A 17,691-nucleotide genomic window follows, 5' to 3' on the forward strand; every position below is an offset into this window, starting at 1 on the left:
CGGGAGGCGGAGAAGTTGGTACGCTGAATTTGATACAGCCAGCTGTATTCAAACTGATACAAGGAGCTTAAGCCCGATGAGACCCGCGGTCAACGGTGCATTGCCCCGCTCCAGGAGCTACGACGCCCGGCGCCGGCAGGAGGCTGCCGAGGAGTCGAGGAAGCGGGTGCTCGCCCAGTCGCGCGAGCTGTTCCTGGCCAAGGGATACGGCCGGACCACAGTTGCCGCGATCGCCCACGCTGCCGGCGTCTCCAAGGAATCCGTTTACAAGGCGTTCGGTGGAAAGCCGGGGCTGGTCAAGGCCATCTATGAGCAAAGCATGCTCGGAGCGGGCAGTACTCCGGCTCAAGATCGGTCGGACCGTGTGCAAACCACAGTCACGGACCCGAGTGAGCTCATGGAGCAGTTCGGCCGTTTCGTCGCCGAGGTCAGTCCGCTCGGATCACCTGTCTACCTCCTCATCAGGGATGCCGCCGCGAACGGGGATCCGGACATGGCGGCGCTCCTGCGCGACGTGGACGACGAGCGCTACCAACGGATGCTGCACAACGCGCGCCAGGTGCTCGCGAGAGGATTCCTGAGGCCGGATCTGACGGAGGAGGAAGTAGCCGATGTCATGTTCATGAGCACCTCGGCCGAACTCTACGAAACCCTTGTCCTCAAACGCGGCTGGAGCGCTGAACGCTACGGACGTCTTCTTGCTAGAACGCTCGCAGCCAACCTTCTGCCGGACAGCTAGGCCAGGCAGGTACGGAAGGCCGACGGCGGCACTTGCCTCCCGCCGTCGTCGTTCAAAACACGCAACGGAACACAGCACGAATAAGGGGAATGGCCTATCCAGTCCGTCTATATTGGCTCTGGAGACCGGTTAAGCCTTTGGGGGGTTGCAAGTGGTAGTAGCTGTCAGCACGGCCAATATTGAACTGCATTTGGACGAACACGGGATTCTTCAGCTCAAGTGGCCTCGCCAGGCCAGCATCCGGACACGTGACGCTGAGGCAGCCATGCATAGGGTCAACGGGCTGTGCGGGAATACCGAGCACCCACTGCTGGTGGACATGAGGACAACGGTCAGTGTCAGCCGTGGGGCGCGCGCTGTTTTCGCCCGGACCTGCCAAGCGTCCCGAGTGGCGCTGCTGGGCGCGTCGCCGGTAGACAAAGTCATCGCCAATTTTGTTTTGGCAATGAACAAGACCACTTGCCCCAAGCGCTTTTTCACTTCGCGGACAGAAGCAATGGCGTGGCTGCTGGCCAGTGCCACTGCGTGACGCCTCCACGACGTCGTGCAGGATTACTCGGCGATGTCCTCTGCCCACAGCTCCGGCTTGTCGGCCTGGAACGTGCGCATCATGTCCACGCAGCGCTGATCATCCAAGACCACCACCTCAACGCCGCGTGAGCGCAGGAGCTCCAGTTCACCGTCGAACGTGCGCGCTTCCCCCACCACCACGCGGGGGATCTTGAACTGGATGATGGTTCCGGCGCACATCGCACACGGGGCAAGGGTGGTGTACAGCGTGGTGTCGCGGTAACTCTGCTGCCGGCCCGCTGCGCGGAGCGCGGACATTTCCCCGTGCGCGATCGGATCGGCGTTCTGGACCCGTTCGTTGTGCCCGCTGGCAATGACCACCCCGTCCCGGGCGAGCGCTGCGCCGATCGGGATGCCGCCCTCAGCCAGGCTCTTTTGGGCAGCCCGGTACGCGGCTTCGAATGCGGGGTGGGCGGCGCGGTCCAGTTCGGGTGCGAAGGAATGATGCTGCTCGTGGGTCATGGCGTCATTGTTGCACGGGCTGTTCCTTATATCGGGACCCACGGGCGCCATATGCGGCCCCCATGGGACGCGGAAGCTGAGCAAAAACTGAGCAAAATCTGGGATACCGGCCGGCGCTTGGCCTATACGATTCCCTAGAGATCCGGGGCCACGGGCTTCCGGCGAACGGAAATTTGGGGGAATTAATGCAGGAACTTGGCCGCATCTATTGGACCCGGCAGGGGCTTCGCCTGGCGTACTTCGCAGTGATGGTGTGGATCGCTGTCGCAGTGATGTCGGCGCTCATGGCGAAGGCAACACCGGGTGCCGGAGCGGGGCCATCATCCGCCGCCGGGGTTCTGCGCGGCATGGTCGACGGCGTCGTCGCCGTGGCTGCGCTCCCCGGCGTGGCCGCGGTCGTGCTGGGCATTGCCGCCGCCGTCGTCACCAACCGGGATGCCCGGCGCAGGGATCCGGTCCGCCGCTTCACCCGCCAGCAGCGCCGCGAAGGAATGGCCCGGGCCGGCAGCCGGTGCGAGTTGGAAGCCGGGTTCGGGCGGCGGTGCGGCCGCCTGGCCGAGCACGGCGACCACTTTTATCCGTGGTCCAAGGGCGGTTCCACCAACCTGCAGAACTTTGTTGCAGCCTGCGCCAGGTGCAACCGCGCCAAGCGGGCCAGGATCCCGTCACCCGGCCAGCAGCGCCGAATGGAACGACGACGGCGGGAGTACCTGCCGCCGTCGTCCTCCCTCAGCGTAGGCGAACGCCAGCCACTCCCCTGACCGGGCGCGAACCTACCGGACGGCGCGGTCCGCGTTCACCCTCCCGTGGGCCCAGTCAGTCCCGATGACGCCAACTGTGTCGGTGGTGGATTCGACCTTGGCGCGGATGTCCAAGTTAGTGAAGCCGGGGTGGGCGCTGCGGGCGAGCGCGGCAACCGCAGCAACAATTGGTGAGGCCATCGACGTTCCGCTGCCGATGTCATACCCCTGGGAACGGTTGTATTCCCTGGCCAGGGTGAACCTGTGGTTGGGGAACGTGGAGAAGACGCTGACGCCTGGTGCTGCCACATCCACCCACGTGCCATAGGTGGAGAACGACGCCTTCTTGTCGTTGTTGTCCGTTGCCCCCACAGCAATGACATGGGAGTACGCGCCTGGGTACACCATGCCAGTGTTACCCCCGTTGCCGGCTGCAGCAACCAGCACCACACCCGCGTTCCAGGCGTTATTGACCGCAGTTTCCAGGGTGGTTGACGCGCCGACTGCCAGGCTCATGTTGATGACATGCGCACCATTCTTGACTGCCCAGTTGATGCCGTTCGCCAGGCCTGAGCTGGATCCCATCCCCGTGTCGCTGAGGATTTTTCCAGCCAGGATGCTGCATGCCGGGCACACACCGGCGACGCCAATGCCGTTGTTGGCGGTTGCAGCAACAATTCCGGCGACGTGTGTGCCGTGGCCGTAATTGTCGTCGTTGCTTCTCGACGTGGTGAAGTTGGTCCGGGCCACGACCTTCGGGGTGATGTCGGGGTTGTCCATTGCGACGCCGGAATCGAGAACAGCCACTCTCATCCCGGTGCCAGTGGTGACAGCCCAGGCTTCGACGGCGTCCACGTCGGCGTCTTTCGTTCCGGCAGCAACATCTATTTCAGGCGTGGTTTGGCCGCTGAAGTTATTTGTGAAGGACTGGCCATCATTCTGAAGCGCGTACTGGCGGGAAAAGTAGGTGTCGTCTGAGGCCGGAGTGACAACTCGGTCCGGTTCGGCATACTCGACCACCGGGTTCCGGCTTAGGGCTTCCACGAGCTGCAGTTCCTTCCCTGCCGGCACCGTGATCAGGTGCGCGCCGGTGCTGCCGACGCCGGGCCCGTCGCTAAGCCCGAATGGGCGCAGGACACCTGCGGCCGCAGCATTGTCGCGGAACTTGACCAGGATCTGCCCTGCCGTGATGGACGGGTCGGTCGCGGCGTTGCCTGGGGCGACCGCGCCCAGCAGGGTGCCAATGACCATGAGAAGAGCGGTGAAACTGGCCAACACGAGTTTTTTCATGGGGTCATCTTCCGCGCACATCTCCCGGCTGGATAGGGGGAAAGGTCCTTGAAGATGCCGATGAACGGCAACCGCTCCCCTCAGGCCGGCTCCTGCTGGTTAGTTTGCCGGTCGCGTGGCGGCCCGTTTTCCCCAGCCTTCGACAGCGTGAATATCCCGTAGCGCATCGCACCGGTGCGGTAGGCCAGGATCAGGCGGGGAATGCTCAGCACGGCGCTGCGATTGCGTCCACCAAGTGCGAGGCGGCGCATCTCGCGATCGACGAGCAGTGTCCTCACGAGCCGGCCCGGCGCAGATCGGCCATGTGCGGGCGACGCGGCAGCTGACATCCTCATAGCCGCTGACTGCAAAGCCGGCCGCCATTGCCATCGCCTCATACTCCTCGCGCGTGCCCATCGAGGGCAGGCGCCCTTCGCGGCAGATCGGCTCGAGCAGATGGCGTACCTTCCAACGGCTCGCATCGGTCTCGGCGAGCCACGCGCAGACGACGAAGCGGCCGCCGGGCGACAGCACGCGGTGCGCCTCCGCGAAGAACCTGGGCTTATCGCCCATGTGCTCGCTCGACTCGATCGCCCATGCGGCATTGGCCGAGGCGTCGGGCAGCCCGTTGGCGAGCCAGTCGCGCACATGGATGTCCACGTCCGGTGCGGGATGCGCAGCGGCGTAGTGGGCCTGCTCGGCGGACAGCGTGAAGCCGGTGACGCGGACCCCGTGTGTCACCGCGAGCCGCCTTGCGGTGGAGCCGTACCCGCAGCCGATGTCGACGCACGCGTCGCCGGGCGTAAGCCGCAGCCGATCGCCCACCGTGTCGACCAGCGCCTCGACGGCCTCGCCGGGTGTCTCGCGGCCCGTCGCCCATAGCCCGTGGTGGACATGCTCGCCCCACACCCGACGGTAAATGGGATCGAGCTCGTCGTAGTGATCAGCGACCGCCACGGCGTTCTGGGAAATATCGGGGACGATCACGCCATGACCCTACAACGGCGCTCCACCACGCGTTCCATCAGCGGGCCTTCGCCTTGGTCACGGTTACCGTGATGCGGTCCGTGACCGCGTGGGGGCTGACCCCGTTGGTGGCGGTCACCCTGAAAGTGAACTTGCCGGCCTTGGCCGGAGTGCCGGACAGGACTCCTGTGGCGGTGTCCAGGCTGAGGCCTGCAGGCAGTGCACCGGAGGACACATGGAACGTCGGGGCCGGGGCACCTGTGGCGGCGAACGTGTAAGTGTAGACGGTCCGCGTGTTCGCCTTGGTGGGCGGTGTGGCCGCTGTGAACACCAGCGGTGCCGCGTCCACGGTGATGACCGATACCGTGTTGGAAGAGGTGTTGACGACGTAGACAGTCGACCCGTCCGGGGAGACCGCAGCGCCGGTCGGAGGCGTCCCGACCTCGACTGTGGAGGTCACCATGCCCGAAACCACATCGATGACCGACACCGTGTTGGCACCGGAATTGGTGACGTAGGCCGCTGACCCGTCCGGGGCGATCGCAACACTGTCCGGCGCCCACCCGACCGGGATGGTGGAGGTTACAGCACCGGATGCCACATCGATGACCGACGCCGTGTCTCCCTCGTTGTTGGCGACGTAGGCTTTTGACCCGTCCGGGGTGAACGCAACGCCGCTGGGAGACGACCCGACCGGGATCGTTGAGGTCCACGCGCCCGAGGCGACATCGATGACCGACACCATGTTGGAGTCCTGCCCGTTGGTGACGTAGGCCGTCGACCCGTCCGGCGCGAACGCAACGGCGTTCGGAAGCGGCCCGACCGGGATCGTGGAAGTCACCGTGCCCGCCGCCACCTCGATGACTGACACTGTGCCAGAACCGCTGCCGCCGCTTGTGACGTAGGCGACCGACCCGTCCGGGGCGAATGCGACGGCGATCGGACCCGCTCCGACCTGAATCGAGGAGGTCACCGTGCCCGACGCGACGTCGATGACCGACACTGTGTCGGAACCCGGGCTGGCTACGTAGGCAATCAACCCATCCGGGGCGAACGCAACACCGTGCGGACCCGCCCCAACCGGAATCCTGGACGTCACCGCGCCCGAGGCAACGTCGATGACCGACACCGTGTTGGACTCCCAGTTGGTGACGTAGGCTTTCGACCCGTCCGGGGTGAACGCAACGTTCCTGGGGCTTGAACCGACCGGGATGGTGGAGGTCACTGCGGCTGCAGCGTTTGCAGGGACAGGGCTGACCAGCACGAGGGCCGCAAGGATCGTACCGAGGATGCCCGCGCGCCGGCCGCGAAGGCCGGCAGCTGACGAACGTGGACCTTGGTAGCGCCGGGACCCTGTATTGAGTAGCTGCATTACGTTTCCCCCTGCTTGAAGAGCGAATTCTGTTGTGGAGCGTGCGGACTTCGGAAGCCACCCTCTGAAGGCTGGCCGAAAATACGGCGTGAGCGGAGTCTATAGACCAGGTAAGACCATGGTCACCGTTGGCCCGTACCTGTCTTTTGGACCGGTACTACCTGTTTTGAAGTGCGGCGAGACTGGCGAGCACGAGTCTTTTCATGGGGGTAATCTTCCGCAGACGAGGCCCGGCTAGATAGGGGGAAAAATCCCTTGGAATGTTTCCGGCCACCCGGGCAGTGGTCAGCAGGCAGGGTAGGTGGCACGACGACGGCACGGGCGTCCCGCCGTCGTCCTTCCTTCGCTGCCGGGCGTCCGCCCGCCACGCCCTACGGGTGCACCAGCACCTTTACCGCGGTGTCCTTGTGGTTGATGAGGGTGTCGAAGCCCTGTTCCACCAGATCCTCGAGCGCGATGCGTCCGGTGATGAAGGGCTTGAGGTCCACCTTGCCCTCCTGCACCATTTTGATGACGGCGGGGTGGTCGCGGATGTAGGCGATGGTGCCGCGCAGGTCGATCTCCTTGAGCACCAGCTTCTGCATGTCCACGGTGGCGGGCGCGCCCCAGATGGACACGTTGACCACCACGGCACCGGGCCGGACAGCGTCGAGCATGGTGTCCAGCACCGCGTTCACGCCGGCGCATTCGAACGCGACGTCGGCCCCCGTCCCGCCGGTGAGCTCCCGCACCCGCGCCGGGACGTCCTCCTGGCTGGGGTCCAGCACATGGTCTGCCACCCCGCTGGAGGTGGCCTTTTCCTTGCGCGCCTGGGTGAGCTCGCTGATGATCGTGGTCACGCCCATGCCTTTCAGGACCGCGGCGGTGAGCAGCCCGATGGGCCCGGAGCCGCCCACCAGTGCGGTGTCGCCCGCCTTCACGCCGCTGCGCGCCACCGCGTGGTGCGCCACGGACAGCGGCTCGATCAGCGCCGCCTCATCCAGCGGAATGTCCCCGATGGGGTGCACCCACCGCGCGTCCACCACGATCTTCTCGCTCAGCCCTCCCCCGCCGCCGGACAGCCCGATGAAGCCCATCTGCCGGCACAGGTGGTAGCTGCCCGCCTGGCACATGTCACAGTCACCGTCCACAAAAATACGGTTCGACGACGACGTTGTCCCCCTTCGCCAGGCCCGTCACCCCTTCGCCCACTTCAGAGACAGTCCCGGAGAATTCGTGCCCCAGGGTCACCGGGGATTCCTCGTGGGAGAGCGGGTGCGGATGGCCGGGCGGAGGGCAGAAGATGGGCCCTTCCAGGAACTCGTGGAGGTCGGTGCCGCAGATGCCGCACCACGCGACGTCGATCTTCACCGCCCCGGCGCGGAGCTCCGGCTCCGGGATGTCCTCGATGCGGATGTCCTTGCGGGCGTGGAAACGTGCTGCCTTCATGGTGGGCTGTTCCTTTCAGCGGGTGTGGTGGCTGGGCTGCAGTTCGTACACCGGCGTCTCCAGTCCCTCCATCCGGGCCTTCAGCTGCAGGGCCAGGTAGGAGGAGTAGTGCCGGCTCTGGTGCAGGTTGCCGCCGTGGATCCAGAGGTTGGGGACGTTGGTTGGTTTCCACATATTGCGCAGCTCCCCCTCCCAGGGGCCAGGGTCTTTTGGCGTGTCTGAGCCGTAGCCCCAGCACTTGCCCACGCGGTCCGCAATTTCGGGAGAGACCAGGTCTGCCAGCCAGCCGTTCATGGACCCGTACCCGGTGGCGTAGACGATCAGGTCCGTACGTGGGTCCCGGCAGAGTGTCCGGCCTCCTGGCGGTGCGGTTTCGTCGCTGGAGCTGCTCGGCGACAGGCCCGCCGCAGTGTTGGCCGATGGGAGTCGGGTGCCGCTGACGCTGCGCCGGGCGGAGATCCTGGCGCTGCTGGACTCGCGGTCGCAGGGCTGGAGCGCCGAGGAACTGGCGTATGAGCTGCACGGTGACGCGGGCACGCCGCAGGCCATCCGGACGGAGATGTTCCGGGTGCGGTCAATGCTGGGCGATGCCGTGGAGTCGAACCCGTATCGGCTGGCTGCAGGCTTGGCCGGGGGCTCGGATTCGGGACGGGTGCTGCGGCTGCTGCGGGAAGGTCTTGTAGCTGAGGCGTTGGAGTCGTACAGCGCTCCCCTGCTCAGCCGGTCCGGTGTCCTGGCGGTGCAGCTGCTGCGGGACCAGCTGGACCTGGCCGTCGGATCGGCCGTCCGGTCGAGCGGGGACGCAGGGTTGTTGGTGCGGTGGCTGTCTATGGATATGGGTGCTGCGGATGCTGAGGCGGTGGAAGCTCTGGGCCGGCTGGTGGGTTGGGGGGATCCGCGGTATCTGGCCTTCCGGGCCTCCTGCAGTGATTGAGCCACACCAAAGTTGACTACAGGAGCCGGCCTCCGTGGTCGGGAGGATCCTCACCGGCTCTGTCGGGCCATCACGCGTCAAGGGAAACCCGACTATAAGTGAGCACGCGTCGAGGGAAGACCGGCTCTAATTAGCGGAGGGAAAGGGTTTATCGACTTCAAGTTAGGTGCCTAAAAATTCGTCAATCGATATGAATTACGCCTTAAGGTCCTGTCAAGCTAGTTCCCGAAAGGCTTTCCTCGTCGGGTGGGAAAGCTCTACTCCTGCGACTGAGTCCTCTGCCTCTACTACAACCCCGCATGTATTGAGCGGCGAGAGATCGCTCCCTAAAGCTGCTGTCATGAACAGCTATTACGGTCCGGCACTTCGCCCACACTCCAGTTGACTACACTCACAATGTTAGCCGGAGCCGCATTTGCGGCTCGCGGTGATCTGTCGATCTGGGGCACCTACATGAGTCTTGTACGAAATATCTGTTCAAAGGTTAAAGAAGAAACACGGAGGCAGTTGAACCGCCTAAAGTTAGTAATAGCCCGCGAGAAATATCGGCCAAGATATTGGATGGCCGGATCGATTATTCTCGGCCTCTTATTAATTCTCCTATCCGCAATAACCTCTGAGGTTTCCTGGCTCAGCGGAACGCTCTCGAGTGCGGGAGTAACGTCGGCCTTTGCCGGTCTGATTTACCTCTTCACAAGCGCGCTTTCTGCAACCCAGGAGCGCATTGATCAGCGTGTATCTTTTGTTCAAAATGACGTTAATAACATTGAAAATGCACTTGAAGTGCAGCATGAAGAAGCACGCAATCAGCGCATGAACGAAGTCGGGACTCGAGTCCGGGAAGCAGCGCTGGCTCCGTGGGAGGCACAGGATGCTCAGGTTGGGCTCCTCCATTCCGATGTCTCGTTTTCTGCGGTCAGACGTGCTATCTCCATGGGATATGAGGAACGCATCCTAAGTCACAAAGGACCGCGCGTGCCAATCTACGACACTGACCTTGTGGTTCGGTTCGAGCTTCCAGATGACCCTGACACGATCAACTGCCACATTGAAGGAGAAACTGGCACGTGGCGGGCAACCCACTTTTGGTCCACGGGGAAAAGCGAAACGAGCATTCTTACCCGAATAAATGCAACTTGCATCGAAATTTTAGGGCACAATCAAGGCGTCTTCCCAGAAAAGATCTTTCCCGATCTCGCGGACTTGATTCTCTATTGTTCCCAAGCACGTCGTGGAACAGTTGCTGGTGACCCCCGTGTAGTTCGGAACGTCATCCAATTCGCTTCGGGGTGGGTAGTCACCGACGACTCCATTTTCCCTAAGGAGAGGATCAGCTACGTCATTTACGCCGACCAGATCCAAGAAAGCGGCTGGCCAGAACACATACACCGGAAAGGCTGGGACGACGCGGCGGGCATAGACTTGGCTCTTGCTGTCGCAAGGACGCTGATTGACCCGGCGAAGCAAGAGACTAAACGATTCGTGCCAACGAACGTTGTTACCCCCGTGCATGGCGGATAGCCTTTATGTCTCCTGACATTGGCGCCCGTAAGGCAACGGAGTAGTAAAAAGTGACCGACCCGTGGCCCCCTGCAACCCCCAGTAACGCTTCCCGCGATGTAACGCTGCGGGGTTCTGGCTTGGTCATAAAAGGACGTGGGCAAGCCGGTCAGAACTTTGTCGAAATGAACGCATCCATGGCAGTACTCCAGTCGATTCGTTCCTGTTCCAGACGCACGTTGCCGCGTATTGCCAACTGCTCCACCACGTCAATCTCGTTCTGCAGAAGGTGCTGCATGGTCCCAACGGCCGGTTTTGGCTCGTGTCCCCACAGGTCGTTGAACTTCTCCAACGTGGCCACATCCATCAGCACCGTGACAACGGGAATGTCTTGGGCCCGCAAGCGGTTCAAAATGCCAAAGCCATGGCTGTCCAGGTCGCCCCAGTAGACCACGCCAACATCGCGGATCCAAGGAATGCGGGCCAACCGGTCCACGGCGTAGCCGGAACCATGGACCACCACAGCGCCCGGCAGAGGTGGCATGGCCAACACGGACTCCAGATTCTCAAACACGTAGACAACATCAGGGCTCAGGGCCATGGCGGCCAACTCCCTGACCGGTGCCGCCAGATCCCTCAGACCACCCGGGGCCAGAGCGGGGTCGAGGAAACGCACGCGGACCAGATCCGGCTTGTCCGCCAGACCCAACCCACTTCCACCGGTGGCCGCTTCATGCAGCCGCGTGACGAGGGGTCTGTACTTCTGGACCCATTTGGTGTCGACCCCGCGGATGGGCAATTGGCGGATGTACAGTCCCGATGCCGGGTGATCCCTGATCCATTCCAGCACCCCGCCAAGCCGGGTGAAGTCTGCCGGCGCCAAAGCGGCAAGTTCGACGGCGCTGCGGCCCACCGCGGTCGCGAACCCATCCCGGTGAGGAAGAGGCACCGAGTCGAGCAGCGTTTGGGCCCTGGAGGATGCCCGTTGCCAGTGGGTGGTTTTGCCGGCAAATGCCGCGACAGCCGCGGGGGTATCGAGTTGCACACGGTCGGGAATCCTCTGCTGGCCCAGGCTGGCCCAGCGGCGTTCAGTCCACAACACGTCTGCTGTCCCTTCCCATGACTTGGCCCAGGCGACGGCGGCCGGCAGGGAGGCTAATGCTTGTGCTTCAGTGGGCGGATGCAAGGGGATGCTCAAGGGAAGAGACGCGCCATCGCCCACGGACCACGAGCCAACGTGGCGGTTGTATTTCTTGAGCGCCTGCGCGGCCGCCCCGGCAGGAGTCACAGGTGTGGGGCTCAAAACAGTGCACCCGTCTCTGCCGGATCTTCAGCGTCCCCGGTTGCCAACACTCCTGCACCGGCTGACCGCTCGCGGCCCGGCACCGCGGCAGCCGGTGGCGTAGAGTCCTGGCTGCCGTCGTCGTCCATGGACAGGGCCCCGATGCGGGAGTCCTGGAACTCCCGGCAGGTGACCACGGCCATGCCCCCGATGTAGTCTTCCAGCGTTTGCAGGAGTTTCAGCGGGGTGGCGAGCACCATGTGGAACCCGAATTCGGTGAAGACGTCCATGGCGATGCGAGTGAAGTTGCTGTCCGCCTTGTCGAACGCCTCGTCCATGATGACGGTTCCGTAGCGCGGCACGTCCTCGCCATCGCCGGCCAGCTGGTAGCGCAGGGCCGCGGCCAGGCAAAACGTGACAAGCTTTTGTCGCTGACCGCCGGAGAGGCCAGCGCTGGAATCGTACACATTAAGCTGCCTGCCGGCGGAGTCCACCTCCGTGGCGGTGAAGCGCACGTGCAGCCGCGTGTCCAGGCATTGGTTCCGCCAGGAGGTGTCGGCAGGTTCGCTGGAGGCGAGTTTCTCCATGATGCGGCGCATGACCTCGAATTTGGCTTCGGCATCGTCGCGGTTCTGGGCCACCCAGGAGCCCGTACTGATGTCCTGCAGGTCGCTGAGAAACTTCCGGCCCAGCTCGCCCCGGTTCTCCTTGACGACGATCTTCAGGAACCGCCCGGCGTCGAAGGCAGACCGTTTGAGGGAGCCGTTGATGGGGGCCACCCTGTCCCGCACCTCCAAGGGCGCGCGGCGGATCTCATTGGCCAATGTGGCCACATTTTGCTGCGACTGGCGTTCCATGAGTTCGAAGAACCGGGTCTCAAAGTCCGGCAGGCGGTCCGCGACGAGCTGCTCCAACAGGGCAAGGTATCCGCCACCATCCTCCACCTGGTCGGTCAAGTCCCCGGCTTTGGCGGACCAACGACGACGGAACTCTCCCGCCAGCGAGGCGAAGGCTGTCCGGGCGGCCGCGGCCTGGGACGTGGCCTGTTTTTCCTCCGCGCTCAACCCAGTGGCCACCGTCAGTGCGACGTCGTCGATCACCTCGTGGACTATGTTGCGGCGCTGCTTCATGAATCGTTCCCGGAGACTGGCAGCAAGCTCCTCAGGCACGTCGGCCGACGCCGCAACACGCGGTTCAAGCCCTAACACGATGCGGTCCAATCCCGCCAGTTGAGTTCTGACGTCAGCCAGCGACTCCATGGCGGCCTGCTGGGCCTTCTGGGCAGCCGCCCAGCGCGCCCTGGCCTCCTTCGCGACAGCTTCGGCTGACCTCTGCTCGAAGGTCGCCACTCGCCGCGAGGATCTCCGCCAGCCGTTCTTTGTGGCTTTCCACCCGGGTGCGGGCCCGGCCAACATCCAGTTGGTCCCAGCCTTGGGTTTCAGTCAGTGCCAGTGCCTCGGCGCGCCGGCGTTCCGACTCGCGCCGATTCTCAGCGGCGTCGACCTTATCGGCGAGTTGGTCAGCCGTGGCTCGGGCAGCCTGGACGAGTGAACTCAGTAGCTCCAGTTTGTCGGCGTTGTCGAATCCGAGCACCCACCTTGAGCGGTCGTCCACCCGTGACCGATCGTCTTTTTCGTGTCGAGTGCGTGAGCGTTTGACCTGCCCGGCACGGGTGACGGCTTTCTCCGAACCGCCTAGTTCCGCGGGCGAATCGACGCATTCATAGTCATAGTTGCCCGACAGGACCGCGTGCAGCCAGCCGGCCATAGGACCATCGGCAACCTGGACCCGCGAGACCAAGGACCGCTCGGTCCGTGCGGGCCGCGGCGGTTCTGACCGGCTGGGGACGGACTCGAAGACGAGCCGCGAGCCCAGAAACAGCCCTTCGACGGCCTCGCGCACACGGTCGATGTGCTTCTCCGGGACGAGCATGACGGTGGCCAGCGGACGCAGCACCCGCTCGATGGCTCCGGTCCAGTCCGCGAATTCCTTCCGGACCTCTAACAGTTCACCGGCGAACGGAAACGCCGACGCCGGCAGGCCCGCCGCTTCGGCTACAACGGACCTCGCTGTGACCAGCTTGTCGTCGAGATTGGACCGTCGGCCGCGCAGGGATTTGAGCTCCGTTTCGAGGTCGCGGACGTTCGCTTTGGCGGCGCTGCGGGCCTCATGAAGCTCATTGATGGTCTGTCTGCTGGCCGCGCGGGCGGCCTCCAGGCCGCTGCGTTCGGTGCGGGCCGCGGCCCGAAGTTCCTCGTACTCTTCGAAGCTGGCAGGGAAACTGATGCCTACCGCCTCCAACTTTGAGGCCAGCTCCGCTCGCCGGCTCAGGACATCGCGTTCGCGTTCCTGTGCCATGTCCACCTGCGTCTGTTGGTCGCGGAGGGCCTGCCCGCCATGGCCGTCCACTTGTCGGCGGGCTGCCGAATGGGCCTCTTCCAATTCCGCTGTAGTGGCGGTGGCTAAATCGACGTCGTGCTGGGCGGTCAGTGCGGCAGACTCGGCGGCCGCTTTGGCGTCCTTGGCTAGCTTGAGCTTCCATTCATCCTTGAAGCTGGGCAGCGCCGCGGAAAGTGCAGCGGCCTCGGTGGCGCGGGCGCTGTTCAGCCCGAACGCGCCGGCCGGTTCCTCCATGCCCCTCAGATGTTCCACCTGCTCGCGCGCCTCCACCACCAGCCGGTGGGCCTCGGACAATTCGCCAAACTGCGCCACTGCGGTAGTGGCGATGTCGAACGTCTTCGGCCTGTCCAGCATGAATTGGCGGAATAGGTCATCAAGGCTGCCCAGCGACTTGGCCGATTGCGTCTTGTGCAGCAGAAGGACGGCATTCTCGCCGGAGATGCCCATCAGGCGGCAGAAGCGGCTGGCAAAGGCCGAATGCTTGTCGGTGACGTATGCGGCCGGCCAGGTGCTCTTGATGCGCCGGGTCTCGATGCCGTTGCGAAGGTAGTCGACAAAATCGGTGAGCGTCGCATCCTCCTGCAGGAGGATGCTCAATTCGCTGACTTCAGCGGGCGTGTTGCAGCCTCGGCGAAGGTGGTACAGCTTGAGCAACAGCACCGGCTTAGCCCCTGTGTTGTCGTTGTAGCGCAGCAGGATGCCGCTAAACGTGGCGCCGGTGCGCAGATATTCCGCACGCACTTCACCCGTTTCGTCATCGGCGCTGCGCCGCCACGCGCCGCGGATGTAGCTCACAATCGTCCGGTCTTCCCCCCGGGCGGAGGTGTCCTGGGCGGCCGCGTTGAAATGCAGCTTTCCTCGGGGCGTCAGCACGGCTGAGATGGCGTCGACCAGCGAGGACTTTCCCGAGCCGGAATGTCCAGTCAGCAGGAAGCCCTTTCGTGCAATGTCCAGGCCGTGGTGGCCTTGAAACGTCCCCCAGTTGAGCAGCTCTACCCGTTCCAGCCGCCACTGACCGGTCCGGGTGCTTGGTGCCGTGGCCGCCATCGTCATGCTCATTCTGTCTCCTCATTGGTGTCGAGCAGCTCTGCGGAGCTGGGCTCTACCTCCGCAGCCAGCCGCCGGTACTCCGCCTGCACGGCTGCAATCTCCTCCGCACCGAAAACGAGCCTCAAGACGGGCGAAACCTCGAAACGGCCCTCCGTGCTGGTTGCAGCCAACAGCCCGTATTTGACCATTTTTTGCCAGGACGAGTTGATGCGTTTGGAGAATCCCGCGATGTCGGCGTTGTCTTTCCCTCGATAAACCTGCAGCTGATCGGCCACTTCGTCCGCGCCGACGATGGTTTTCCGACCGCCGCCTTCCTGCAGTAGCGTCTGCCGCAGGTGGAGCAGCAGCGCCGTGTCCAGGAACGTCAGTGTGGCAGTGCGCATCACCTTTGGCGCGTCAACGTCCGCGGAGGTGTTGCGGACAAAGGCGACCTGTGCGGCGTGATCGGTGACTAGGTCCAGGAACAGGTCTGCCAAGCTGGACCGGACGGCGTCCTCGTCGGACAAGAGAGCCGTCCACAGATTGCCGTGCCGGGAGGCGGAGAGATAGGGGCCGCGTAGAAGCTGGACGAGGACCCGGCGGGAGGGCTCCCGCAGGGTGCCCGTGTCGCCCTCCCACAGCGCGACGTCGGACAACGTTCCCTCGCCTCCGGCCGGTCCGGGTACGCCTGATTCGCTCACGGGTGAATCCTTTCGGTGAAGAGATAGCGGCCCACAGTCCCGCGGCGCGTGGTGCCGGAGCCATCGGTGGAGCGTCCGGGGGACCGCCAGGTGACGTCTTCACGGCCGCTCAGCGCGATGGCGTGCTCTTCGGCTAGAACTAGGAGTCCGACGACGCTTGCCACACCTTGGGTGGCCGGACGATCAGCCAAAACGTCGGCAATGGTTGCAGAGCTTTGCCGGCTCAGCACGGCATTTATATTGCCAGTCAATTCGATCATGTCGATCTCGGAGGCGCGGGCCAGAGCCCGGAGTTCCTCAATGTCCACTGTCTCGGCGTCATGCTCGATGATCTCTCCAGCGGCTTCGAAGTCGGCCGGATTATGCAGATTAAGAGCGGCCACTGAATTGAGCGGAACACTGGTCAGGTCCAGCGACAATTCTGTCTTGGCATAAGGTTTCACCGACTGCGAGGTCTCTAAAGCTTGCCGCAATGCAGAACGCAGCCGCTGGTTGATCAACCGGTCCTGTTCGAGTTCCTGGGACTGGACAAAGCGGCGCAGGCTGCGGCTGAACGCAGTCATGACGGCATGGATTTCGGAGCTATGGTCCTGGAGCGTGGGCAGAATCCGGCGCAGAGTCCTCACCTGCGATGCGGAGAGCCGGGACGTGAATTGCCTGTCCATGATGGTGTCGATGCTGTCCTCGAAATCACGTCCCTGTTCCGGGTCAAGCAGTAAAGCATAGAAGCCGGAAAAGCTCCGTCCAGCCTCGGACTCGGCCAAGAGATCAACACCGCGGAAGATGTCATCCAGGACGCTGCCGCGCGGGCCATCCTGTTCGATCAGCCGTTCCCGCAGGTCCCTGTTGAGTTGCTCAAGCTCGGACCGGACCCGGGCAAAATCACTGGGTATTTCTTCGATGAGCGATAGTACGTCGCGCAGCCGTTCAGCGGCCTGCTCGGCGGACAGCACGTCAATGTCCCCGCCGGCGGCCCGCTCAATCTGGCCATCGATGCGGGCGCGTTCCTCATGCAGTGCGCGCAGCCGTGACGTACTGTCCGGGTCTGTTTCGCGGGCCAGTACGCGCACCCTGTCCAGGATTGTGGCAAGACGCGATTCGGTGACGGCCTGCCGCGGCTGGGACAGCTCCGCGACAAAGCGAATGGCCTGCAGAGCTCCCAGCGACAATTCAAAGGTCTCCTCGCGGGATCCCTCTGCAGTGCGACGGATCAGGACGCCGTCATTGCGCCACGCTGTGCAATAGGCCTGGGCCGTCTGCGGCAGATCGAACCCGTTGCCCCGCAGCTCCTCCAGATCCTCCTCAACGTGCTCAAAAAGCGCCGGCGCCGCCAACCGACGTTGCTCGCCGCCCAGATGCTTGCTCAGCACAGCTACTGCAATCGCTGCGTTATTTGTCCGGAGCAGACGCCACGCTGGATCCTCGCTCAACAAGCGAGAAGCCGTGAGTGCGGCGCGGAGAACAGTCATGGGTTCACACTAGCCAATGGCACTGACAATGATTCCTTGCCCGATAAGCCCGAAGTCGTCAACGGTGAGCGCCATCACCGCCCCTGTTGCTGCCAGCTAACCGGGTGATACAGCAGCAAGTTTGAGCCAAACCGGTCGATCAGCATTACTCAACTTGAGGTGCCGCCCTCAAAGGTAACCTCGTATCCGAGCGACCCGAACAGACCAGTCAGCATGCTCTTGGTATTTTCACCCGCTCGCTGCCGCAGCTCGGAGTTCTCAGCAGCGTCAGCCATGTCCGATTCGGCGAGGAGATAGAGCTCCGCTTGCTGAGGCGCCGTGAACGCATCTACGACTCGGTCAGCGATACCCCGATCCTGGCTGTACACATAGGACCGGTCATGGTCGATATTGGGCTTGTCGAGCTGCGGTTCGGGAAGCCGCAGCGTCACCGATTTGCCGTCCGCTGACAGGGTAAGGTCCTCTTCGGCGAGACCCGCAAGGTCGACATAGGCATTGACGGTGCCGGCGGCCACAAAGAGCGTCCGTCGTCCTGCTATGAAATCGGGAAGCCCCCCGGTGGTTTCTTTCTCGTCCAACAAAAGCTCAAAATTACCGACCGCAGCGTGGTACTGGCTTACGTTCTTGACGGACTTAAGAAGAACGGTTTGGTTTCGCTCGCTCTTGCTCGAAAACGGGCCGAACCCAAGCATGCTCGCTACCAGCAGTGCAGCCAGAAGCACCGCCACGGCAGATGCAATGAGCGCGACGGGCTTAAATGATTTGGCTTCGGACATTGGACCCCTTTGCCTTGAAACGGCTCGGGTTCCGTTCCTGTTGGTTGCCTTCCA

Annotated in this window: 15 protein-coding genes and 2 pseudogenes; 5 read left to right on the forward strand and 12 right to left on the reverse strand. The window is 63.5% G+C overall.

Going from position 1 to position 17,691, the window contains the following annotated elements; genetic code table 11:
• Positions 1 to 76 precede the first annotated feature (76 nt).
• Positions 77 to 739, forward strand: a complete 663-nt coding sequence (locus QFZ57_RS19275; RefSeq protein ID WP_306901374.1) for a TetR/AcrR family transcriptional regulator — start codon at positions 77 to 79, stop codon at positions 737 to 739.
• 151 nt (positions 740 to 890) lie between these two features.
• Entirely contained in the window at positions 891 to 1,268 is a 378-nt protein-coding gene (locus QFZ57_RS19280) for a DUF7793 family protein (protein WP_306901375.1), read from the forward strand.
• A gap of 23 nt (positions 1,269 to 1,291) precedes the next feature.
• Here QFZ57_RS19280 and QFZ57_RS19285 read toward each other — a convergent pair whose 3' ends face one another.
• A complete protein-coding gene (locus tag QFZ57_RS19285; protein ID WP_306901376.1) occupies positions 1,292 to 1,771 on the reverse strand; it encodes a nucleoside deaminase in 480 nt (159 codons plus the stop codon).
• Positions 1,772 to 1,956: 185 nt separating this feature from the next.
• Between QFZ57_RS19285 and QFZ57_RS19290 the strand changes: the two genes are divergently transcribed.
• Entirely contained in the window at positions 1,957 to 2,532 is a 576-nt protein-coding gene (locus QFZ57_RS19290; RefSeq protein WP_306901377.1) for an HNH endonuclease, read from the forward strand.
• Between the two features lie 12 nt (positions 2,533 to 2,544).
• Here QFZ57_RS19290 and QFZ57_RS19295 read toward each other — a convergent pair whose 3' ends face one another.
• From QFZ57_RS19295 to QFZ57_RS19315, 5 genes and pseudogenes are all read right to left on the reverse strand, one after another.
• On the reverse strand, positions 2,545 to 3,801 hold the full coding sequence (locus tag QFZ57_RS19295) for a S8 family serine peptidase (protein WP_306901378.1): 1,257 nt from the start codon (positions 3,799 to 3,801) through the stop codon (positions 2,545 to 2,547).
• 99 nt (positions 3,802 to 3,900) lie between these two features.
• Complete coding sequence (locus tag QFZ57_RS19300) at positions 3,901 to 4,767, reverse strand: class I SAM-dependent methyltransferase (RefSeq protein WP_306901379.1); 867 nt, start codon at positions 4,765 to 4,767, stop codon at positions 3,901 to 3,903.
• Positions 4,768 to 4,804: 37 nt separating this feature from the next.
• Complete coding sequence (locus QFZ57_RS19305; RefSeq protein WP_306901380.1) at positions 4,805 to 6,118, reverse strand: beta-propeller fold lactonase family protein; 1,314 nt, start codon at positions 6,116 to 6,118, stop codon at positions 4,805 to 4,807.
• Between the two features lie 371 nt (positions 6,119 to 6,489).
• Positions 6,490 to 7,546: pseudogene (locus QFZ57_RS19310) on the reverse strand (2,3-butanediol dehydrogenase).
• 15 nt (positions 7,547 to 7,561) lie between these two features.
• A pseudogene (locus QFZ57_RS19315) lies at positions 7,562 to 7,873 on the reverse strand (NAD(P)/FAD-dependent oxidoreductase); the annotation flags it as partial.
• Positions 7,874 to 7,976: 103 nt separating this feature from the next.
• On the opposite strand from QFZ57_RS19315, the gene QFZ57_RS19320 reads away from it, so the two are divergent.
• Positions 7,977 to 8,480: a hypothetical protein gene (locus QFZ57_RS19320; RefSeq protein ID WP_306901639.1), complete on the forward strand. Its 504-nt coding sequence runs from the start codon at positions 7,977 to 7,979 to the stop codon at positions 8,478 to 8,480.
• 396 nt (positions 8,481 to 8,876) lie between these two features.
• The gene (locus QFZ57_RS19325; protein WP_306901381.1) at positions 8,877 to 10,001 is read left to right on the forward strand and encodes a hypothetical protein; all 1,125 of its coding nucleotides are present in this window, start codon (positions 8,877 to 8,879) and stop codon (positions 9,999 to 10,001) included.
• Positions 10,002 to 10,149: 148 nt separating this feature from the next.
• Here QFZ57_RS19325 and QFZ57_RS19330 read toward each other — a convergent pair whose 3' ends face one another.
• The 6 genes from QFZ57_RS19330 to QFZ57_RS19355 all read right to left on the reverse strand — a co-directional run bounded on the left by QFZ57_RS19330 (position 10,150) and on the right by QFZ57_RS19355 (position 17,637).
• The gene (locus QFZ57_RS19330) at positions 10,150 to 11,268 is read right to left on the reverse strand and encodes a Wadjet anti-phage system protein JetD domain-containing protein (protein ID WP_306901383.1); all 1,119 of its coding nucleotides are present in this window, start codon (positions 11,266 to 11,268) and stop codon (positions 10,150 to 10,152) included.
• 11 nt (positions 11,269 to 11,279) lie between these two features.
• Positions 11,280 to 12,392, reverse strand: coding sequence for an SbcC/MukB-like Walker B domain-containing protein (locus QFZ57_RS19335; RefSeq protein WP_306901384.1), 1,113 nt, complete (start codon positions 12,390 to 12,392; stop codon positions 11,280 to 11,282).
• A gap of 112 nt (positions 12,393 to 12,504) precedes the next feature.
• Complete coding sequence (locus QFZ57_RS19340; RefSeq protein WP_306901385.1) at positions 12,505 to 14,715, reverse strand: ATP-binding protein; 2,211 nt, start codon at positions 14,713 to 14,715, stop codon at positions 12,505 to 12,507.
• 2 nt (positions 14,716 to 14,717) lie between these two features.
• Positions 14,718 to 15,392: a DUF4194 domain-containing protein gene (locus QFZ57_RS19345; protein WP_306901386.1), complete on the reverse strand. Its 675-nt coding sequence runs from the start codon at positions 15,390 to 15,392 to the stop codon at positions 14,718 to 14,720.
• Positions 15,389 to 16,861, reverse strand: a complete 1,473-nt coding sequence (locus QFZ57_RS19350; RefSeq protein ID WP_306901387.1) for a DUF3375 domain-containing protein — start codon at positions 16,859 to 16,861, stop codon at positions 15,389 to 15,391. Before QFZ57_RS19350 ends, QFZ57_RS19345 begins: the two co-directional genes overlap by 4 nt.
• 149 nt (positions 16,862 to 17,010) lie before the next feature.
• On the reverse strand, positions 17,011 to 17,637 hold the full coding sequence (locus QFZ57_RS19355; protein ID WP_306901388.1) for a DUF4230 domain-containing protein: 627 nt from the start codon (positions 17,635 to 17,637) through the stop codon (positions 17,011 to 17,013).
• Positions 17,638 to 17,691 lie beyond the last annotated feature (54 nt).

This window comes from Arthrobacter sp. B1I2 (assembly GCF_030816485.1).
GTDB lineage: Bacteria > Actinomycetota > Actinomycetes > Actinomycetales > Micrococcaceae > Arthrobacter.